General features: G+C 72.6%; 21 protein-coding genes. 5 read left to right on the plus strand and 16 right to left on the minus strand.

Features of this window, described 5'->3' with window-relative positions; genetic code table 11:
* The first annotated feature begins 57 nt into the window (after positions 1-57).
* Positions 58-1989 carry a Xaa-Pro dipeptidyl-peptidase gene (locus AB0H37_RS12080; protein ID WP_360612367.1) on the plus strand — a complete coding sequence of 644 codons (1932 nt, stop codon included), beginning with the start codon at positions 58-60 and terminating at the stop codon, positions 1987-1989.
* Between the two features lie 51 nt (positions 1990-2040).
* Here AB0H37_RS12080 and AB0H37_RS12085 read toward each other — a convergent pair whose 3' ends face one another.
* The 3 genes from AB0H37_RS12085 to AB0H37_RS12095 all read right to left on the minus strand — a co-directional run bounded on the left by AB0H37_RS12085 (position 2041) and on the right by AB0H37_RS12095 (position 4942).
* On the minus strand, positions 2041-2868 hold the full coding sequence (locus AB0H37_RS12085) for an enoyl-CoA hydratase/isomerase family protein (RefSeq protein ID WP_329090179.1): 828 nt from the start codon (positions 2866-2868) through the stop codon (positions 2041-2043).
* A gap of 146 nt (positions 2869-3014) precedes the next feature.
* The gene (locus AB0H37_RS12090) at positions 3015-3227 is read right to left on the minus strand and encodes a helix-turn-helix domain-containing protein (protein WP_067886945.1); all 213 of its coding nucleotides are present in this window, start codon (positions 3225-3227) and stop codon (positions 3015-3017) included.
* A 116-nt stretch (positions 3228-3343) separates the two neighbouring features.
* Positions 3344-4942, minus strand: coding sequence for an ABC-F family ATP-binding cassette domain-containing protein (locus tag AB0H37_RS12095; protein WP_329090171.1), 1599 nt, complete (start codon positions 4940-4942; stop codon positions 3344-3346).
* Positions 4943-5209: 267 nt separating this feature from the next.
* Between AB0H37_RS12095 and AB0H37_RS12100 the strand changes: the two genes are divergently transcribed.
* On the plus strand, positions 5210-6007 hold the full coding sequence (locus AB0H37_RS12100) for a VOC family protein (RefSeq protein WP_329090169.1): 798 nt from the start codon (positions 5210-5212) through the stop codon (positions 6005-6007).
* 45 nt (positions 6008-6052) lie between these two features.
* Here the strand turns inward: AB0H37_RS12100 and AB0H37_RS12105 are convergent, their stop codons facing one another.
* Genes AB0H37_RS12105 through AB0H37_RS12115 form a run of 3 tightly spaced genes read right to left on the minus strand, consistent with a single transcriptional unit; the run spans position 6053 to position 8108 of the window.
* Entirely contained in the window at positions 6053-6814 is a 762-nt protein-coding gene (locus AB0H37_RS12105; protein WP_179835229.1) for an AIM24 family protein, read from the minus strand.
* 2 nt (positions 6815-6816) lie between these two features.
* Positions 6817-7470 carry an AIM24 family protein gene (locus AB0H37_RS12110; protein WP_141586133.1) on the minus strand — a complete coding sequence of 218 codons (654 nt, stop codon included), beginning with the start codon at positions 7468-7470 and terminating at the stop codon, positions 6817-6819.
* Complete coding sequence (locus AB0H37_RS12115; protein WP_229810304.1) at positions 7470-8108, minus strand: AIM24 family protein; 639 nt, start codon at positions 8106-8108, stop codon at positions 7470-7472. Before AB0H37_RS12115 ends, AB0H37_RS12110 begins: the two co-directional genes overlap by 1 nt.
* Before the next feature lie 67 nt (positions 8109-8175).
* Here AB0H37_RS12115 and AB0H37_RS12120 point away from each other — a divergent pair, with 67 nt between their 5' ends.
* Both AB0H37_RS12120 and AB0H37_RS12125 read left to right on the plus strand, forming a co-directional pair.
* On the plus strand, positions 8176-8571 hold the full coding sequence (locus AB0H37_RS12120) for an ABC transporter permease (protein WP_179835230.1): 396 nt from the start codon (positions 8176-8178) through the stop codon (positions 8569-8571).
* A gap of 95 nt (positions 8572-8666) precedes the next feature.
* Complete coding sequence (locus AB0H37_RS12125) at positions 8667-9806, plus strand: EAL domain-containing protein (RefSeq protein ID WP_229810303.1); 1140 nt, start codon at positions 8667-8669, stop codon at positions 9804-9806.
* A 16-nt stretch (positions 9807-9822) separates the two neighbouring features.
* Here AB0H37_RS12125 and AB0H37_RS12130 read toward each other — a convergent pair whose 3' ends face one another.
* Positions 9823-10500, minus strand: coding sequence for a response regulator transcription factor (locus tag AB0H37_RS12130; RefSeq protein ID WP_360612452.1), 678 nt, complete (start codon positions 10498-10500; stop codon positions 9823-9825).
* Positions 10501-10517: 17 nt separating this feature from the next.
* Positions 10518-11693, minus strand: a complete 1176-nt coding sequence (locus tag AB0H37_RS12135; RefSeq protein ID WP_329090159.1) for a histidine kinase — start codon at positions 11691-11693, stop codon at positions 10518-10520.
* A 156-nt stretch (positions 11694-11849) separates the two neighbouring features.
* Between AB0H37_RS12135 and AB0H37_RS12140 the strand changes: the two genes are divergently transcribed.
* A complete protein-coding gene (locus AB0H37_RS12140) occupies positions 11850-12425 on the plus strand; it encodes a hypothetical protein (protein WP_179835232.1) in 576 nt (191 codons plus the stop codon).
* Between the two features lie 108 nt (positions 12426-12533).
* Here the strand turns inward: AB0H37_RS12140 and AB0H37_RS12145 are convergent, their stop codons facing one another.
* The 8 genes from AB0H37_RS12145 to AB0H37_RS12180 are packed head-to-tail and all read right to left on the minus strand — an operon-like array spanning position 12534 to position 19175.
* Positions 12534-12914: a metal-sulfur cluster assembly factor gene (locus AB0H37_RS12145; protein WP_179835233.1), complete on the minus strand. Its 381-nt coding sequence runs from the start codon at positions 12912-12914 to the stop codon at positions 12534-12536.
* Positions 12911-13369, minus strand: a complete 459-nt coding sequence (sufU, locus tag AB0H37_RS12150; protein WP_179838758.1) for a Fe-S cluster assembly sulfur transfer protein SufU — start codon at positions 13367-13369, stop codon at positions 12911-12913. Before sufU ends, AB0H37_RS12145 begins: the two co-directional genes overlap by 4 nt.
* A gap of 54 nt (positions 13370-13423) precedes the next feature.
* On the minus strand, positions 13424-14737 hold the full coding sequence (locus tag AB0H37_RS12155) for a cysteine desulfurase (RefSeq protein ID WP_179835234.1): 1314 nt from the start codon (positions 14735-14737) through the stop codon (positions 13424-13426).
* Positions 14734-15498 (minus strand): Fe-S cluster assembly ATPase SufC, encoded by a 765-nt coding sequence (sufC, locus tag AB0H37_RS12160; protein ID WP_179835235.1) that lies wholly within the window; start codon positions 15496-15498, stop codon positions 14734-14736. The genes AB0H37_RS12155 and sufC overlap by 4 nt, the downstream gene beginning before the upstream one ends.
* 26 nt (positions 15499-15524) lie before the next feature.
* Positions 15525-15842, minus strand: coding sequence for a non-heme iron oxygenase ferredoxin subunit (locus tag AB0H37_RS12165; protein ID WP_179835236.1), 318 nt, complete (start codon positions 15840-15842; stop codon positions 15525-15527).
* Positions 15839-16975, minus strand: a complete 1137-nt coding sequence (sufD, locus tag AB0H37_RS12170; RefSeq protein ID WP_329090152.1) for a Fe-S cluster assembly protein SufD — start codon at positions 16973-16975, stop codon at positions 15839-15841. Before sufD ends, AB0H37_RS12165 begins: the two co-directional genes overlap by 4 nt.
* A complete protein-coding gene (gene sufB, locus AB0H37_RS12175) occupies positions 16975-18387 on the minus strand; it encodes a Fe-S cluster assembly protein SufB (RefSeq protein ID WP_179835238.1) in 1413 nt (470 codons plus the stop codon). Before sufB ends, sufD begins: the two co-directional genes overlap by 1 nt.
* Positions 18384-19175 carry a metalloregulator ArsR/SmtB family transcription factor gene (locus AB0H37_RS12180; RefSeq protein WP_360612454.1) on the minus strand — a complete coding sequence of 264 codons (792 nt, stop codon included), beginning with the start codon at positions 19173-19175 and terminating at the stop codon, positions 18384-18386. The genes sufB and AB0H37_RS12180 overlap by 4 nt, the downstream gene beginning before the upstream one ends.
* Between the last annotated feature and the right edge of the window lie 67 nt (positions 19176-19242).

Here is a 19242-nt window from a genome sequence, read left to right on the forward strand (position 1 = left end):
GCTCGCGGCGGTGTAACCGTGATCTCCACTTCCAGGCTCACACCCCCAGGAGCCCCCATGAGACGACGACGCCTCACCGGCGGCGCCGGCGTGATCACCCTCACCGCCGCGCTCGCCGCCGCCACCGCGCCGCCCGCCGCGGCGGCCGGACCCGCCGGGTCCGCGCCCCGGCCGCCGGGCGCCCCTCAGGTCACGGTGAAGAACGGGGAGACGCAGCCGGTGTTCTCCCGCGCCGACGCCGTCACCCAGACCGTGAACATCGAGACCACGGCCGACAGCGACCGCGACGGCGTGCGGGACCGCGTGCAGTTGCGGATCATGCGCCCGAGGGAGACCGACGGCGCCGGACTCAAGGTCCCGACGATCCTGGAGCCGAGCCCGTACTGGGCCGGGATCAACGACGTCCCGAACCACCCGGTCGACATCGGCGACGCCGGCGCCCGGTCGCTCACCTCCTCGCGGCGCGACCTGGCGGAGATCTTCCCGGGCTACTACGACAACTACTTCCTGCCGCGCGGCTACGCCGTCGCCGACCTGGACAGCATCGGGACGGGCGGCTCGACCGGCTGCCCGACCTCCGGGGACCGCAGCGAGCAGGCGGGCGCGAAGGCCGCCGTGGACTGGCTGAACGGGCGGGCCCGGGGCTGGGCTCCGGACGGCGCGCCGGTGAAGGCGACCTGGTCCACCGGGAACGTCGGCATGATCGGCCAGTCCTACGACGGGACGCTCCCCAACATGGCCGCCGCCACCGGAGTCGAGGGACTGAAGGCCATCGTCCCGATCGCCGGCATCTCCAGCTGGTACGACTACTACCGCGCGGGCGGCGGCGTGGTCGCGCCCGGCGGCTACCAGGGCGAGGACCTGGACGTCCTGGCCAAGGCCGTGCTGACCCGGAAGGACCCCGAGGTCTGCGCGAAGATCATCGACGGCATCGAGGCGGCCCAGGACCGCGAGACCGGCGACTACTCCAAGGTGTGGGCCGAGCGCGACTACGTCGGGCAGGCGCGGAGGGTGCGCGCCGCCGTCATGGTGGTGCACGGGCTCAATGACTGGAACGTCAAGATCAAGAACTCCGTGCAATGGTGGAACGCGCTGAAGGAAGCGGGCGTCCCGCGCAAGCTGTGGCTCCACCAGGGCAACCACTCCACGCCGTTCCGCTGGCGGGCCGAGGAATGGCTGCGCCAGACGCTGCACTGGTTCGACCGCTACCTGTACGGCGTCCGCAACGGGATCGAGCGCGAGCCGCGCGTGGACGTCCAGCACGCGGACGGGACGTGGGAGACGGCGACGGACTGGCCCGTCCCCGGCACGCGCACCGTCCCGGTCAGCCTCAACGCGGGCCCGGCCGGGCAGCCGGGCGCCCTCGGCCTCAGGCCCCGGTCCGGCGCGGCGCAGTCGTTCACGGACGCGGGCAAGACCCGCACGGCCGAGCAGCTCCTCGCGGGCGAGGGCCAGGCGGACCCGAACCGGCTCGCCTACCTGACCGGGCCGCTGGCGAGGCCCGTCCGGGTGGACGGCATCCCCTCGATGTCGCTGCGGGCCTCCCTCGACGGCCGGTCGCCGTACCTGACGGCACTGCTGGTCGACTACGGCACCGACACCCGTCCCACGGGCGCGCGGGTCAACACCGGCGAGGAGGTCTGCTACGGCCAGAGCGTGCCGGGCGACTCCGGCTGCACGATCCGGCAGGCGCTGCACACCGAGACCGCCCCGTACAAGATCATCACGCGGGGGTGGCTGGACGCGCGGAACCGGCACGGCTTCGCCCGGACCGAGCCGATCGAGGCCGGGCGGACCTACACCTTCCGGTGGGACCTGGAACCGGCCGACTACACGGTGAAGGCCGGGCACCGGCTCGGCGTGATCCTGCTGTCCACCGACCACGACTACACACTCCGCTACCCGGCGGGGACGAAGGTCGGCGTGCGGCCGGGCGTCAGCAGGGTGCTGCTGCCGCTGGCGCGGGGCGGCCGGGAGTCGCTCCAGTAGCGCGGCGCGGCGGGCCGGGGGCGGGGGACGCCTCTCCCCCGGCCCGTCCGCTCATGAGCCGAAGACCTCGCGGAGGCGGCCGATCTGCTCACGCCGCTCGGCGGCGCACTGCTCGTCGAGGGTGTTCTCCGCGGCCTGCCACAGCAGCCGCTTGGTCGCGGCGGCCGCACCCGGGTTCACCGCGAGCAGGGCGTCCGCCAGGTCGCGGACGGCTCCGTCGAGGCCGTCGCGCGGGACGACGGTCTCGGCGAGCCCGATCCGGGCCGCCTCGTCGGCGAGCACCGTCCGGGCGGTCAGGCACAGCTCCAGGGCGCGCCCGACCCCCACGATCTCGACCAGCGGCTTGGTGCCGGTCAGGTCCGGAACGAGCCCGAGCGCGGGCTCCTTCATGCAGAACCTGGCGTCCTCGGCGATCACGCGGATGTCGCAGGCCAGCGCGAGCTGGAAGCCGGCGCCGATGGCGTGGCCCTGCACCGCCGCGACGGAGACGATGTCGGGGCGCCGCAGCCAGGTGTAGCCCTCCTGCAGCTCGGCGATGAAGCGGTCGGTGCCCTCGGCGTCGGCGCCGTCGGTGAACCCCTCGCCGCCTCCGCCGCCGGAGAACATGCCGAGGTCGATGCCCGCGGAGAACGAGGGTCCCTCCCCGCGCAGGACGACGACGCGCACGCCCGCGGGCAGGGAGCGCCCGATCGCGGCGAGCCCGCGCCAGGTCGCGAACGTCATGGCGTTGCGCCGCTCGGGCCGGTTCAGGGTGACGGTCGCGACCGCGCCGTCCACGTCCAGCCGCAGTCCCGCCTCGTCGAGGCCCGGCGGGACGGACTCCGCCGTCTCCGGCGCCGTGGCCGTTTCCGGCCTGCCGGCCGTGGTCGCGTCCCCCATGGGTCTTCCCTCCGATGAGCGTTCGGGTCCCGCCTCGCCGTCCACGAGGCGGGACCCGCAATCCTGTCCGCCGCCGCGACCGAACCTTACTCGGTCGGTCGCGGCGCCGGGTCAGGCGGTGCGCTCATCCGGGGGCCGGTGTCCGGTCAGGACTTCTTGCCCCGGGTCGCGCCACCGCGACCGCGCAGGTTGACGCCGGACTCGGTCAGAATCCGGTGGATGAAACCGTACGAGCGGCCGGTGGCGGCTGCCAGGGCGCGGATGCTCTCGCCGGAGTCGTACCTCTTCTTCAGGTCCGACGCCAGCTTGTCGCGCTCGGCACCGGTCACGCGGGTGCCCTTCTTCAGGGTCTCGGCCACGAGTACCTCCCGTAGTGATGTGGTGACCGCTGCGTTATCCCCCGCCATGATCAGTCATTCCCGCCGGTTCGGCTACCCACTCGGCCAGAAAAGATCTGCGGAAGTCACTCCGCAGGTCACGCGAGGGCCACCAGATCGGCAAACTCGTCACTCCAGATGTCTTCCACACCATCCGGGAGCAAAATCACTCTTTCCGGTGCGAGCGCCTCCACCGCGCCCTCGTCGTGGGTCACCAGGACGATCGCTCCGGCGAACGTCCGCAGGGCCGCGAGGATCTCCTCGCGGCTCGCCGGATCGAGGTTGTTGGTGGGCTCGTCCAGAAGCAGCACGTTGGCGCTGGAGACCACGAGCATCGCCAGTGCCAGCCGGGTCTTCTCGCCGCCGGACAGCACCCCCGCGGGCTTGTCGACGTCGTCGCCGGAGAACAGGAACGAGCCGAGGATCTTGCGGACCTCGACCGGCGCCATGCCGGGGGCGGCGGACTGCATGTTCTCCAGGACGGACCGCTCGACCTCCAGCGTCTCGTGCTCCTGCGCGTAGTAGCCGATCCGCAGCCCGTGCCCGGCCACGACCGACCCGGTGTCGGCCTTGTCGACCCCCGCCAGCAGCCGCAGGAGCGTCGTTTTCCCGGCGCCGTTCAGGCCCAGAATGACGACCCGGCTGCCGCGGTCGATGGCCAGGTCCACGTCGGTGAATATCTCCAAAGATCCGTACGATTTCGACAAACCCTCCGCGGTGAGGGGGGTTTTGCCACAGGGTGCCGGGTCCGGGAAGCGAATTTTGGCCACCTTGTCGGCCTGCCGCTCACCCTCGACGCCCGCCAGCAGCTGCCGGGCCCGCCGGTCCATCTGCTGGGCCGCCTTGGCCTTGGTGGCCTTGGCCCGCATCTTGTCGGCCTGCGACAGCAGCGTCGACGCCTGCCGCTGCGCGTTCGCCGACTCGCGCTTGCGGCGCCGCTCGTCGGTCTCCCGCTGGTCGAGGTACTTCTTCCAGCCGACGTTGTAGATGTCGATCACGCCGCGGTTGGCGTCCAGGTGGAACACCCGGTTGACCACCGCGTCCAGCAGCTCCACGTCGTGGCTGATGACGACGAGGCCGCCCTGGTGGCCTTTCAGGAAGTCGCGCAGCCAGACGACCGAGTCGGCGTCCAGGTGGTTGGTGGGCTCGTCCAGCAGCAGTGTGTCGGCGCCCGAGAACAGGATGCGGGCCAGCTCGACGCGCCGCCGCTGGCCGCCCGACAGCGTGCCGAGCGGCTGGGTCATCACCCGGTCCGGCAGGCCGAGGCTGGAGGCGATCGAGGCGGCCTCGGCCTCCGCGCTGTAGCCGCCGAGGACGTGCAGGCGCTCCTCCAGCCGCCCGTACCGGCGGACGGCCTTGTCGCGCCCGGCGCCGGTCGCGGTCGCCATCGCCTCCTCGGCGGCGCGCAGCTCGCGGATCACCTCGTCCAGCCCGCGGGCGGACAGGATCCGGTCGCGGGCCAGCTCGTCCAGGTCGACGCCGCGGGGGTCCTGCGGCAGGTAGCCGATGGTCCCGGAGGACGTCACGGCGCCCTGCGCGGGCAGCGCCTCACCCGCCAGGACCTTGGTGAGCGTGGTCTTGCCGGCGCCGTTGCGGCCGACGAAGCCGACCCGGTCGCCGGGGTTGACCCGGAAGCTGGCGGCCTCGATCAGCAGCCGGGACCCGGCGCGCAGCTCGATGTCTTTCGCGATGATCACAGTGACAGGGCTCCCCTGACGGACGGCTCGGTGGACAGGCACGAAGAAGCGCGCCGCGCGGTCCTGTGACCGGGGCGCGCTGGGCGGCCTGTCAGTTCGGGAGCGGAACCATTCGCCCAGTGTACGTGAAGCCGGACCGGCCGCGGTCATCGCGGAGCCCGCCCGGATCCGATGTGTAGACGCGGTGGGCGGGGCCAGGATGGGAGGTGGCGGCGTGCGGCGGACGACACCGGGGCCACGGTCCCCAGCAGAAGGAGTGTGAGTCGGATGACCCACGTCACAGGCAACGCGCCGGACGGGACGCCCAACTGGCTGGACATCGGCGTCCCCGATCTCGACCGGGCCAGGACGTTCTACGGGACCCTCCTGGGCTGGCAGTTCCAGGACGCCGGACCGGAGGCGGGGCACTACAACATGTGCAACCTGCGCGGCGAGCCCGTCGCCGGGATGATGCAGAACCCCGAGGGCGAGCCGGACGTGTACTGGTGGAACGTCTACTTCGCCGCCGACGACTGCGACGGGCTCGCCAAGCGGGCCACCGACGCGGGCGGGGAGGTCGTCGTCCCGTCCATGGACGTGATGGACCTCGGCCGCATGGCGGTCCTGCGCGACCCGCAGGGAGCGCATTTCGGCCTGTGGCAGGGCCGCTCCCACCCCGGCTCGCGGATCGTGAACGTCCCGGGCTCGTACGTGTGGAACGAGCTCGTCGCGCGCGACTCGGCCGCGGCCGGGGAGTTCTACAAGGCGGTGTTCGGCTACGAGCTGGAGCCGATGCCGGGCGACATGGACTACACCGTCCTGCGGCGGGCGGGCGACGGGCGCTACGTCGGCGGCATCCTCGGCGGATCCGGGATCGTCCTCGGCGGCGGCGGCAGCCCCGCCTCGTCCTGGACGACGTACTTCGCGGTCGACGACGCCGACGAGGCGGCCCGCAGGGTCCGCGCGGGCGGCGGCACCGTCGACTCCGAGCCGCAGGACACCCCGTACGGCCGGTCGGCGACGGTCCGCGACCCCTTCGGGGTCCCGTTCCACGTGATGAAGCCCGCACAGGAGCCGCAGTCCTGATCCGGTGGTCCCGGGGGCCGGACGTGCTCCGTCCGGCCCCCGGGATCAGCCCTGGCGTTCGGAGGCGAGCCGCTGCGTGATCGTGTGCTGGAGGCGCTGGAGGCCGGACGCGCCGACCAGCCCGATCTGGCCTTCGAGGTCGCGCAGCAGGACGTCCTCGTTCATCACGACCTCCGACGACTGCATCATCACGGTGCCCTGGCCGGTGAAGTCGAACTGGTGCTCCTCGCCGGAGGAGCCGCCGATCCCGAAGATCATCCGGGCGGCGCCGAACGCGCCGCGCATGTAGGAGTGGTCGTAGTGGTGGCACGGCGACGGGCAGTCGGCCCAGCCGAGCAGCGCCTGCGGGTCGACGCGGATCGGCGGTTCGACGAAGTGCACGGGACCGTTGGAGGCGGCGACGAACCGGCCCGTGCCGATCAGGGTCAGGAACCCGGGGATGATCGACTGCTTCAGCTCCAGGCCCGGCTCGAAGGCGAGCAGGTTCCCCGCCCGGACGGTGAGGTTGCCCTCCTCCAGGTCGAAGGAGTTGACGTCGAACCCGCGGTCGGCGAGGACGAGCTTGCCCTGCCCCTGCGCGACGATCCAGTCCTGCGCGTAGAGCGGGGAGTTGAAGGTGTGCGCGACGAGGGAGTCCAGCGGGCCGGACGACAGCGCCTCGAACTTGATCTGCCCGTAGTAGGCGATCATCTTGCCCTTCTGCGCGAACCACTGCCCCTTGAGGTCGACGCTGAAGGCGTAGGGGTTGACGTTGTCGTTGGACGGCAGCGTCGTGGGGTTCCAGGTCTGCGTCCCGAACGTGCTCACGGTCAGATCTTCCTCTCGCTGGCCTGGACGTAGACGACGCCGGAGCCGCTCAGCTCCAGCTGGAAGCCCTCGCCGGAGCCGCGTCCGATCAGGTCGCGCAGCCCCACCGCCGTGGTGAGCTTGTTCTGCACCTGGCCGCGGTGGGCCACGTACGCCTGCGGATCGACGTGGACGGGACGCTGCGGGGTGATCGGCAGCTCCATCACGCCGCCGTGCGACAGCAGTGCGCACGCGCCGTGCCCGGTGAGCGTCGTGGTGAACAGGCCCTGCCCGGTGACCGCGCCGCGCACGATGCCGCGCACGCCGCCCTGCTCGCCCATGAACATGGTGCCGACCTGCAGGGTCGCGTCGTGCACCAGCAGCCGGTCGGCCTCGGCGTAGAGGGTGTCGGCGCCGTTCAGCTCGACGACGGACACGTGCAGCCCGCCGTGGCCGAACATGACGCTGCCCTGGCCGGTCACGTGCATCATCGCGCTGTGCTCGCCGGCGACGGCGCGCCCGAGCGTGCCGCCGATGCCCTGCCCGGCCGTGGCGGTCGGGGCGAACGACACCGGGCCGGTGTAGGCCAGCATGGCGCCGCGCTTGCTGTAGACCTCCTGCCCCGGTCCGATCGGGACCTGGAGCATCTTGGAGTTGATCGACTGGTAGCCGGGCATCAGATCTCCAGAATCCCGCCGCGCTCGGCCGGCTGGACGTAGACCAGCCCGTGCCCCTGGTACCGGAACTGCACGCTCTCCCCCGATCCCTGACCGATCACCGTCCGCCAGTTCACGTCGGTGACCACGTCCTGCTGAAGCTGCCCGTGGTGGCAGACGTAGGCGTGCGGGTCGACGCACAGCGGCGTCTGCGGCGTCACCTCCAGCGCGATGGCCGGTCCCTGCGACAGGACCGCCACCGTCCCGTGCCCCTCGACCTTGGTGGTGGCGAGGCCCTGACCGGTGCCCATCCCCCGCAGCCCCACGAACTGCACGCCCGTGCTCAGGTTCCCGTCGAGCGCCAGCAGGCTCTCCGACTCCACGAACAGGGTGTCGCCGGTGAGCTGGACGAGCGTCACCTCCGTCGCCTCGCTCGCCAGGTAGACCGTCCCCTGCCCGGTGATCTCCATGAGGGTCATGCCCTCGCCGGCGATCCTGCGCTTGAGGGCGCCGCGCAGGCCCTCGCCGCCCGTCATGCCCTGCCGCTTGAACGCCATCTGGCCCTCGTAGGCCACCATCGAGCCGTTCAGCGCCCGGATCGTCTCGCCGCCGATGTCGACGGCGAGCATCTTCGAGCCGTTCATTCGAAATTGCGCCACGAAGCGAGAAGATACAGCCCGGCGCGTTGCCGGTCCGCCCGGTGCGCCGATCGGGAAGGATGAGCACATGTGGATCGCTCCCGAACGCCGCAGTCTCAGCCGGTGGGCCGTCCCAGGGCTCGTCCTGGGCGCCGGTGTGGTGGTCGGGGCCGTGCTGGCCGCCGACGGGCGGTCCGGGACGGCCCTCATCGCGCTGGCCTCGCTGGCCGGGTACGCGGCGTACCTCGCCTACCGCCGCAACGAGCCGGCGCTGCCGCTCAGTGAGGGTTTCGGGTCGGGCACCCGGGCCCGCGCGCACCTGCGGGCCGCCGCCATGACGGGCGACGTGCTGACCGTCGCGGTCGTCGGCGGCCTCGTGGTGCAGGCGCTGCGCGGCGCCGACATCACCGCCTACGTGTGGCTGGCGGCCGTCGCCGGCGTGACGTACCTGCTGTCGGCGATCGCCGGCGGCCGCGGGCTGTGACCGGCCGCCGTCCGGCCGGGTGAGCTGCAGGAATAGTGGGTTAACTTCTCCTGACAAATGCGGTTTCGCCGGCTTGCGGGCGGCATGATGCGCCTGTGTCCTCCACCGACACCCTCGACGCGCTCGTCCCGGCCCGGGCCGTGTTCCACCCCGTGGTCGACCTCGGCACGGGCGCCGTCGTCGCCGTGGAGGCGCACGCCGCCCCGTCCGGCCCGTCCGGCGGCCCGGTGCGGCCCGACCCGGCGTCCGGGGACGTGCGGCGCGCGGTCGCGGCGGCGCGCGCGGCCGCCGAGCTGGGCACCCCGCTGCCGCTGCAGATCGGGCTGCGCGCCGAGTCCCTCGCGAGCGGCGCCGACCTGCTCGGCGAACTGCACCGCGGACTCGGCGAGACCGGACGGCGCCCGCAGGAGATCATCCTGTGCGTCGGCGGGGGCTTCCCGCCCGCGCGGCGCCCGGCCCTCGCCGCCGCGCTGTCGGCGCTGCGCCGCGCCGGGTACCTCGTCGGGCTGTCCGGCCTCGGCTCCGCCCACACCCCGCTCGACCTGTTGGTCGACGGCGCCTCCTACCTGCTCAAGCTCGATCCCGGGCTGGCCCGGACGGCGGCCGGCGATCCGCGCCGCGCGGCGCTCGTGGCGAGCCTCGTCGAGCTGGCGCACCGGCTGGAGACCCGCGTCCTCGCGCCGGGCATGACGACGCACGACCAGGTTCTGCACCTGCGCGAGACCGGCGTCCGGCTCGTCCAGGGACCCGCCCTCGCACCGCCGGACTGGCGCCCGGGAATGCCGGTGAGCATCCCGGTCACCGGCGGGCGCGAGGCCCCGGCCCGGCCCGGCGCCGGTCTCGGGCCGCGGGTGTCGGAGTTCACCCTCCCCGCGGTGACGCTGCCGCGGACGGCGACCGCCGGCGAGGTGCTCACCGTGCTCAACGCCGAGACCGGCGCCACCAGCGTCGTCCTCGTCGACGAGCGGCAGCGGCCGAGCTTCACCGTCGACCGGACGCGCTTCCTGCTCCAGCTGTCGGGCGCCTACGGGCACGCCCTGCACGCGCGCCGGCCCGCCGCCCGGCTCGCCGACCCGCCGCGGCCCGTCCCGCGCACCGTCCCGGCGATCGCCGCGCTGCGGGCCGCCGGCGCGGAGGACGAGCGCGTCTACGACGACCTGGTCGTGGTGGACGAGGTCGGCCGCTGCCTCGGCATCGTCCGGGTGGCCGACCTGATCCGGGCCATGTCGCGCTGAGATCGCCGCTGCGGGCCTAGACCGTCCCGGATGATCCCTTATGCGGATCAAGGCCGGAGAGTCCCGTGACGGCCGTCTCCTGCGCGAGAATGGCCGCCTGGACGCGGCTGGCGAGCCCGAGCTTGCCGAGGATGCGGCTCACGTGCGTCTTGGTGGTCGTCTCGGCCATGGCGAGCCGGGCCGCGATCTGCCCGTTCGACAGGCCCTCCCCGAGGCAGCCGAACACCTCGCGCTCGCGCGGCGTCAGCTCCGCCAGCCCCGGCACCTCCGCCGGGGCCGCCGGCCGGGCCGCGAAGGCGCCGATGAGCCGCCGGGTGACCTGGGGGGCGATGATGCCCTCGCCCGCCGCGACGGTCCGCACGGCCTCCACCAGCCTGTCGGCGTCGACGTCCTTGAGCAGGAACCCGGCGGCGCCCGCCCGCAGCGCCCCGAACACGTACTCGTCCATGTCGAACGTCGTCAGCACCAGGACGTCGGTGAACCCGGCGATCCGCCGGGTGGCGGCGATCCCGTCCAGGCGGGGCATGCGGACGTCCATGAGCACCACGTCGGGCCGCAGCTCGCCGGCCAGCTCCACCGCGCGCGCCCCGTCGGCGGCCTCGCCGACCACCCGCACGTCCGGCGCGGCGCCGAGGATCAGCACCAGCCCCGCCCGCACCGCCGCCTGGTCGTCGGCGACCAGCACGTCGATCACGCCGTCCCGCCCCGTGCTCACGCCGCCCCGCCCAGCGAGTCGACGGGCAGCTCGGCGTGCACCCGCCAGCGGCCGCCGTCCGGCCCGGCGGCGAACCTGCCGGCGAGCATCACGGCGCGCTCGCGCATCCCGACCAGGCCGCTGCCGGTGCCGGGCAGCCGGGAGCCGTCCAGGCCGAGCGGGCTCAGGACGTCGATCACCACGTGCCCGCCCGCGTACTCCACCCGCACGTCGGCGCACCCGGACCCGGCGTGCTTCAGCGCGTTCGTCAGCGCCTCCTGGACGATCCGGTAGGCGGCCAGCTCGACCGCCGCCGGCAGCTCCGGCTGCTCTCCGGCGACCTCCAGCCGCGCCGACAGGTCGGACCGCGCGGTGTGCCGGACGAGCCGGTCCAGCTCCGCCAGCCGCGGCCGGGCCGCCGGGTCCGCGTCGTCGCCCTCCCGCAGCAGCCCGATCATCCGCCGCATCTCGGCGAGCCCCTGCACGCTGTTCTCCCGGATGACCTCCATCGCCCGGTTCACGCCCTCCCGGTCCAGGCCCTGCACCTTCAGCACGGCCGAGGAGTGCAGCGCGACCGCGCTCAGGTGGTTGGCGATCACGTCGTGCAGCTCGCGGGCCATCCGGGCGCGCTCGGCGCTCACGGCGGCCCGCCGGTCCATCTCGGCCAGCCGCGCGACCTGCTCGGCGCGCTCCCGCTCCGTCTCGGCCCGGGACCGGTGCTCCCGGACGGCCATCGCGGTCAGCACCGGCGTCACCCACACCACCCCGGCGACCGACGCCCCGAGCACGGCGACCGCGACGCCGCGCAGGGCCGACGCCGCCGCGACCGCCACCGCCGCGCTCGCCGCCAGCGTCGTCCCGAGCAGCCACTCCGCCGTCCGGCGCCGCCCGTACAGGCTCGCCGCGTACAGCGCGTCCCCGTAGATCATCACGGTGGCGAGGCTCGGCCCGAACGCGACGTCGACGAAGTTGAACGGCGTCGCCAGCAGCAGCCCGGTGAGCGGCGCCGTCCGCCTCAGCGGCATCGCCGCGCACAGCCCGATCAGCGGGAGCAGGCGCAGCCGGAACGAGGGGTTCCAGCCGTCGGACCAGACGGTGTGCCCGTGCGCCGCGAGCACCACGAGACCGCCCGCGAGCGCGGCGACGGCGATCAGCGCGTCCTGGCGCGTGGTGAGACGTCGGAGCCTGTGCACGGGTCCATCTCAGCATCTCGCCCGGGATGTCTCGTCCGTCCAGGTGAGGAGCGCGCGTACATCCTTCGGACGACCCGCGAAACCTCACCGCAGACGACGATCCGCCCCCGTCCCGGGGCTGACGATGGGATCCCCGCCGTCGAGAAGGGATTCCACGTGCTCCTTGCGGTGATCGCCGGATGCGAGATCGGCTTCTGGGTCCTGCTCGCCGCGGGCCTCCTCGCCCGCTACGCGCTGCGCCTGCGCCGCACCGGCGCGGCGCTCCTGCTGTGCGTTCCGCTGGTCGACCTGGTCCTGCTGGCCGCCACGGCCATCGACCTGCGCGGCGGCGCCACCGCCGGCGCCGCCCACGGGCTGTCGGCGGCCTACCTCGGCTACTCCGTCGCGTTCGGCCACAGCATGGTGCGCTGGGCGGACGAACGCTTCGCCCACCGCTTCGCCGGCGGACCGCCGCCCACCCGCGGTCCGCGGTACGGGGCGGCGCGCGCCCGCTACGAGTGGCGCGAGTTCGGCAAGGCGGCCCTCGCCACGGCCATCGCCTGCGGCCTGCTCCTGACGATGATCGCCCTGGTCGGCGACGCCGACCGCACGCGGGCCCTCGACGCATGGCTGGGGCGCCTCGGATTCGTCCTGGCGATCTGGTTCCTCTGGCCGGTCACGACCACCCTCTGGCCCCCCAAGCCGCGGGACGGCGCCACCCGGGACCCCGCGGAGCACGCACGGCCGGAGTGACGCTCGGCGAGCGGAACGGCCCGTCCGCCGCGCCCTCGCCGGGCTTTCGGACGCCGTGAGGCCGCGCCCCGTCCCGGGGCGCGGCCTCACGGCGTCGCGTGGCGCGGGTCAGACGTTGAAGCCGAGGGCGCGGAGCTGGTCGCGGCCCTCGTCGGTGATCTTGTCGGGGCCCCACGGCGGGAGCCAGACCCAGTTGATCTTGACGTCCTTGGCGAGGCCCTCCAGCGCGCTGTGGGCCTGGTCCTCGATCACGTCGGTGAGCGGGCAGGCGGCGCTGGTGAGCGTCATGTCCAGGGTGGCGACCTCGTCGGACAGGTCGACGCCGTACACCAGGCCGAGGTCGACGACGTTGATGCCGAGCTCGGGGTCGACGACGTCCTTGAGGGCCTCAAGGATCTCCGCCTCCTCCTCGGAGGGGGCGGCGGCCGCGGGCGCCTCGGTGTCGGGCGTCTCCTGGGCGGGCGTGTCGGTCGCGGGCGTGTCGGTCATGGTGCCTCTCCGAGTGCGCGGGCGGTCGCGTCCTTCCACGCCATCCAGGCGAGCAGGGCGCATTTGATGCGGGCGGGGTACTTCGAGACCCCGGCGAAGGCGACGGCGTCCTCCAGGACGTCCTCGTCAGGCGCGACGTCCTGGCCGCGGGACTGCATCAGCGCCAGGAACTCCTCGCCGACCGCCATCCCCTCCTTGACGGACTTGCCGATCAGCAGGTCGGACATCACCGAGGCGCTGGCCTGGCTGATCGAGCAGCCCATGGCGTCGTAGGACACGTCGGCGACCGTGGCGTCCTGGCCCCCGCCCTCCAGGTGGACGCGCAGCGTCACCTCGTCGCCGCACGTGGGGTTGACGTGGTGCGCCTCCCCCTCGAACGGCTCCCGCAGCCCCTTGTGCAGGGGGTTGCGGTAGTGATCCAGGATGACCTCCTGGTACATCGCCTCCAGCTGCATGGCGTCCTTTCTCAACCTTTCTCGCTACAACCCGGGCACGTCAGGGCGTGTTCCTCAGGCGGTGCCGAAGAACTTCTGCGCCTGCCTCACCCCGTCGGCGAGCGCGTCCACGTCGCCGAGGGTGTTGTAGAGGTAGAACGTCGCGCGGGTGGTCGCCGGGATGCCGAAGCGGCGGCAGATCGGCCACGCGCAGTGGTGGCCGACGCGGACCTCGACGCCCAGCTCGTCCAAGACCTGCCCGACGTCGTGCGGGTGGATGCCGTCGACGGTGAACGACACGGCGCCGCCGCGGGCCTCGGTGGTGCCGGGGCCGATGACCCGGATGCCGGGGATCTCGCCGAGCCGGTCCAGCGAGTGGCCGACCAGGGCCTCCTCGTGGGCGTGCACGCGGTCCATGCCGATCTCGGTGAGGTAGTCGCAGGCCACGCCCAGCCCGACCGCCTGCGCGGTCATCGGGACGCCCGCCTCGAACCGCTGCGGCGGCGGCATGAACGTGGTCTCCTCCATGTGGACGACCTCGATCATGGAACCGCCGGTGATGAACGGCGGCATGGCCGCGAGCAGCTCGCCGCGGCCCCACAGCACGCCGATGCCGGTGGGGCCGAGCATCTTGTGGCCGGAGAACACCAGGAAGTCGGCGCCGAGCCGGGCCACGTCCACGGGCTGGTGCGGAACCGACTGCGCGGCGTCCAGCAGGACGAGCGCGCCGACGGCGTGGGCGCGCTCCACGATCCGCTCGATCGGCGGAACGGTCCCGAGCACGTTCGACTGGTGCGTCAGTGCGACGATCTTCGTGCGCTCGTTGACGATGCCGTCGAGGTCGTCGAGGTCGAGGCGGCCCTCGTCGGTGATGCCGAACCAGCGCAGGGTGGCGCCCGTCCGCCGGCAGAGCTGCTGCCACGGGACGAGGTTGGCGTGGTGCTCCATCTCCGACACCACGACCTCGTCACCGGGGCCGACCGCGAACCGCTCGGCCCCGGGGCCGGCGGTGGCCGCGTTGCTCATCGCGTAGGCGACCAGGTTGATGCCCTCGGTGGCGTTCTTGGTGAACACGATCTCGGCGGGCGACGCGCCGACGAAGCGGGCGATCGAGGCGCGGGCGTTCTCGTAGGCCTCCGTCGCCTCCTCGGCGAGCAGGTGCGCCCCGCGGTGCGGCGCGGCGTTGTGCCGCTCGTAGAACTCCCGCTCGGCGTCCAGCACCCGGACGGGCTTCTGCGACGTCGCCCCCGAGTCGAGGTACACCAGCGGGCGCCCGCCGCGGACCGTGCGCTGCAGCAGCGGGAAGTCCTTCTTCAGCTCCTCGGGCAGAAGGCTTGCCGTTCCCTGTGCGGAGGCGGCCGTCCCCGCCCCCCGGGCCGCTTCCGTCATAGGGACGCGCCCGCCTTCACGTACTTCTCGTAGCCCTCGTTCTCCAGCTCGTCGGCCAGCTCGGGCCCGCCCTCGGCGACGACGCGGCCGGCGGCGAACACGTGCACGAAGTCGGGCTTCACGTAGCGCAGGATGCGCGTGTAGTGGGTGATGAGCAGGACGCCGGTGTCGCCGGAGGCGAAACGGTTGACGCCCTCGGAGACGACCTTCAGGGCGTCGACGTCGAGGCCGGAGTCGGTCTCGTCCAGCACGGCGACCTTCGGCTTCAGCATCTCCAGCTGGAGGATCTCGTGCCGCTTCTTCTCGCCGCCCGAGAAGCCCTCGTTCAGGCTGCGCTGCGCGAACGCCGGGTCGATGGACAGGGCGTCCATCGCGGCCTTCATCTCCTTGGAGAACTCGCGCAGCTTCGGGGCCTCGCCGCGCACGGCGGTGACGGCCGAGCGCAGGAAGTTGGACACCGAGACGCCGGGCACCTCGACCGGGTACTGCATCGCCAGGAACAGCCCGGCGCGGGCGCGCTCGTCGACCGACATGGCCAGGACGTCCTCGCCGTCCAGCGTGACGGAGCCGGACGTCACCTCGTACTTCGGGTGGCCGGCGACCGCGTAGGCGAGGGTGGACTTGCCGGAGCCGTTCGGCCCCATGATCGCGTGGGTCTCGCCGGCCTTCACGGTCAGGTCGACCCCGCGCAGGATCTCCTTCGCTCCGTCGGAGCCGTCGCCGACGGAGACGTGGAGGTCGCGGATCTCAAGCGTGGCCATAGTGCGTCTAGTCCTTCGTCGTGCGGTCAGTCGTCGCCGGCGAGCGAGACGTAGACCTCGCCGTCCTCGACCCTGACCTTGTAGGTGGCGACCGGCTGCGTGGCCGGCGGGTTGGTGGGCTTGCCGCTGCGCAGGTCGAAGCAGGACCCGTGCAGCCAGCACTCGATGGTGCCGTTGTAGACCTCGCCCTCGGAGAGCGAGACCTCGGCGTGCGAGCAGATGTCGTTCAGGGCGAACACGTCGCCGCCGCTTCGCGCGATGACGACGGGCGTGTCGTCGACCTCGACGCCGAGCGCCCCGTCGGCGGGGACCTCGTCCAGCGCGCACACCTTCACGAAGGTCACTTGGCCGCTCCCCGGTCCAGCTCCGCCTCGATCGCCTCGCGCACCTTCTCGCGCACCTCGACGACCTCGATGCGCTCGATGAGCTGGCCGAGGAAGCCCCGGACCACCATGCGGCGCGCCGCGTCGAAGGTGATGCCGCGCGCCTGGAGGTAGAACAGGTGCTCGTCGTCCAGCCGCCCGGACGCCGAGGCGTGGCCCGCTCCGGCGACCTCGCCCGTGAGGATCTCCAGGTTCGGCACGGAGTCGACCCGCGTCCCGTCGGTGAGCACGAGGTTGCGGTTCAGCTCGTAGGTGTCGGTGCCCTCGGCCTCGGCGCGGATGATCACATCGCCGATCCAGACGGCGTGCGCGTCCCGGTCCTGCAGGGCGCCGCGGTAGTCGACGCGGCTGCGGCAGTGCGGGACGGCGTGGTCGACGAGGAGGCGGTGCTCCAGGTGCTGGCCGCCGTCGGCGAAGTACACCCCGTACAGCTCGGCGTCGCCGCCGGGCCCCTCGTAGGCGACGGACGGCGAGATCCGCACGACGTCGCCGCCGAGCGAGATGTTGTGCGAGACGAACCGGGCGTCGCGGCCGAGCCGGGCGTGCTGGTGGGAGACGTGGACGCCGTCGTCCGCCCAGTCCTGCAGGCTGATCACCGACAGGCGGGCACCGTCGCCGACGACGAACTCGATGTTGTCGGCGTAGGTCGCCGAGCCCTGGTGCGCCAGCACGACGGTGGCCTCGGCGAAGGGCTCCAGGACGACGGTGGTGTGCCCGTAGGCGGCGGCCGAGGCGTCCTCGCCGCGCAGCCGCAGCACCGTCGGCACGGAGGCCGCGGTCTCCTTCGGGACGGTCACGACCGTGGCCTGGGTGAAGGAGCTCCACGCCTGGGCGCTGACCCGGTCGGCGGGGACGTAGGCCCTGCCGAGGCGCTCGTCGCCGCGGCCGACGGTCTCGACGGTCACCTCCGGCGCCGCCTCGACCTCCAGCAGGACCTTGCCGCCGTCCTCGGCCGTGCCGTTGTGCAGGCCGCGCAGGCGGCGCAGCGGGGTGAACCGCCACTCCTCCTCGCGGCCCGTGGGCACGTCGAAGTCGGCAACCTCGTAGGACGCCTTCTCGTGCAGCGTCGAGAGAGGCTTCTGCTCCAGCCCCATCAGCCGACGGCTCCTTCCATCTGCAGTTCGATGAGCCGGTTCAGCTCCAGGGCGTACTCCATCGGCAGCTCGCGCGCGATCGGCTCGACGAACCCGCGCACGATCATCGCCATCGCCTCGTCCTCGGTGAGGCCGCGGCTCATCAGGTAGAACAGCTGCTGCTCGGACACCTTGGAGACGGTGGCCTCGTGGCCCATCTCCACGTCGTCCTCGCGGACGTCGACGTAGGGGTAGGTGTCGGAGCGGCTGATCTGGTCGACCAGCAGCGCGTCGCACTTGACCGTGGACTTGCTGTGCTCGGCGCCCTCCTGGATCTGCACCAGTCCGCGGTAGGACGTGCGGCCCCCGCCGCGCGCCACCGACTTGGAGATGATGCTGCTGGAGGTGTTCGGCGCGGCGTGCACCATCTTCGCGCCGGCGTCCTGGTGCTGGTCCTCGCCCGCGAACGCGATCGACAGGGTCTCGCCCTTGGCGTGCTCGCCGAGCAGGTAGATGGCCGGGTACTTCATGGTGACCTTGGAGCCGATGTTGCCGTCGACCCACTCCATGGTGGCGCCCTCGTAGGCGACGGCGCGCTTGGTCACCAGGTTGTAGACGTTGTTCGACCAGTTCTGGATCGTCGTGTAGCGGACGCGGGCGTCCTTCTTCACGACGATCTCCACGACGGCCGAGTGCAGCGAGTCGGACTTGTAGATCGGGGCGGTACAGCCCTCGACGTAGTGGACGTAGGAGCCCTCGTCGGCGATGATCAGCGTCCGCTCGAACTGGCCCATGTTCTCGGTGTTGATCCGGAAGTAGGCCTGGAGCGGGATCTCCACGTGCACGCCCGGCGGGACGTAGATGAACGAGCCGCCCGACCACACGGCGGTGTTGAGCGCGGCGAACTTGTTGTCGCCGACCGGGATCACCGAGCCGAAGTACTCCTGGAAGATCTCCGGGTGCTCGCGCAGGCCGGTGTCGGTGTCGACGAAGATGACGCCCTTCTCCTCAAGGTCCTCGCGGATCTTGTGGTAGACGACCTCCGACTCGTACTGGGCGGCGACGCCGGCGATGAGGCGCTGCTTCTCCGCCTCGGGGATGCCGAGCTTGTCGTAGGTGTTCTTGATGTCCTCGGGGAGCTCCTCCCAGGACGTGGCCTGTTGCTCGGTGGAGCGCACGAAGTACTTGATGTTCTCGAAGTCGATGCCCGTGAGATCCGAGCCCCAGGTGGGCATCGGCTTCTTGCTGAACAACCGCAGCCCCTTGAGGCGCAGGTCGAGCATCCACTCAGGCTCGCTCTTCTTGCCCGAGATGTCGCGGACGACGTCCTCGTTCAGGCCGCGGCGCGCCGAGGCGCCGGCGGCGTCCGAGTCGGCCCAGCCGAACTTGTACTTGTCGAGCCCTTCGAGCTCCGGGTGGGCTGCCGTAGTCATAGGGAGGTCCCTCCGGACTCCTCGTCACTGATCAGATGCGTGCCGGCGGACGCCCCCGCGTCCGCCGTGTCCCCGCCAGGGGCGGCGTGCGCGGCGCGGGCGCCGCCCTCGCCGGTGTCGCTGGTCCCGCACAGCGAGCGGGAGCTGACGTGGGTGGTGCAGATGCCGTCGCCGTGCGCGATCGTGGCGAGCCGCTGCACTGGAGTGCCCAGCAGCCGGCTGAACGCCTCGGTCTCGGCCTCGCACAGTTGGGGGAACTCCGCGGCGACGTGCGCGACCGGGCAGTGGTGCTGGCACAGCTGCTCGCCGCCGCCCGGCTGGGGCGCCTTGGCGGCGGCGGCCGCGTAGCCGTCCCCCGACAGGGCCTCGGCGAGCGTGCGGACCCGCTGGTGAGGCGGCGCGTCCTGCACGACGGGCCGGTACCGGCGCTCCAGGTCGGCGATCTGCCGCCGGGCGAACTCGGCGACCGCGTGGTCGCCGGCCGTCTCGGCGAGGAACCGCAGGGCGCTGGTCGCCAGGTCGTCGTAGGCGTGCACGAAGGCGCTGCGCCCGGCGTCGGTGATGGCGAACCACTTGGCGGGGCGGCCCCGGCCGCGCCGGGACTGCGGCACCCGCGCCTTGCGGATCTCGATCATGCCCTCGGCCAGGAGCGCGTCCAGATGCCGCCGGATCGCCGCCGGCGTGAGGCCGACGCGCTCTCCCAACGTGGACGCGGTGACGGGGCCGTGTTCGAGGATCAGCCTGGCGACCCGGGCGCGGGTGTCGCGCTCGGGCTGGCCGGACGGCACGCCGACAGGGCGCGCGGTGGCGCCCCGGCTGCTCGTCTGATCCTCGCCCACGTTTTTCACAACATCA

Source organism: Actinomadura sp. NPDC023710 (genome assembly GCF_040639875.1).
GTDB classification, from domain to species: Bacteria; Actinomycetota; Actinomycetes; order Streptosporangiales; family Streptosporangiaceae; genus Spirillospora; species Spirillospora citrea.

What these genes read in the sequence shown, in the direction of transcription:
- AB0H37_RS12080 (WP_360612367.1), top strand. Translation starts at nt 58, where the DNA reads ATGAGACGACGACGCCTCACCGGCGGCGCCGGCGTGATCACCCTCACC.
- AB0H37_RS12085 (WP_329090179.1), bottom strand. Translation starts at nt 2,868, where the DNA reads ATGGGGGACGCGACCACGGCCGGCAGGCCGGAAACGGCCACGGCGCCG.
- AB0H37_RS12100 (WP_329090169.1), top strand. Translation starts at nt 5,210, where the DNA reads ATGACCCACGTCACAGGCAACGCGCCGGACGGGACGCCCAACTGGCTG.
- AB0H37_RS12110 (WP_141586133.1), bottom strand. Translation starts at nt 7,470, where the DNA reads ATGCCCGGCTACCAGTCGATCAACTCCAAGATGCTCCAGGTCCCGATC.
- AB0H37_RS12120 (WP_179835230.1), top strand. Translation starts at nt 8,176, where the DNA reads ATGTGGATCGCTCCCGAACGCCGCAGTCTCAGCCGGTGGGCCGTCCCA.
- AB0H37_RS12145 (WP_179835233.1), bottom strand. Translation starts at nt 12,914, where the DNA reads ATGACCGACACGCCCGCGACCGACACGCCCGCCCAGGAGACGCCCGAC.
- sufU (WP_179838758.1), bottom strand. Translation starts at nt 13,369, where the DNA reads ATGCAGCTGGAGGCGATGTACCAGGAGGTCATCCTGGATCACTACCGC.
- AB0H37_RS12155 (WP_179835234.1), bottom strand. Translation starts at nt 14,737, where the DNA reads ATGACGGAAGCGGCCCGGGGGGCGGGGACGGCCGCCTCCGCACAGGGA.
- sufC (WP_179835235.1), bottom strand. Translation starts at nt 15,498, where the DNA reads ATGGCCACGCTTGAGATCCGCGACCTCCACGTCTCCGTCGGCGACGGC.
- sufD (WP_329090152.1), bottom strand. Translation starts at nt 16,975, where the DNA reads ATGGGGCTGGAGCAGAAGCCTCTCTCGACGCTGCACGAGAAGGCGTCC.
- sufB (WP_179835238.1), bottom strand. Translation starts at nt 18,387, where the DNA reads ATGACTACGGCAGCCCACCCGGAGCTCGAAGGGCTCGACAAGTACAAG.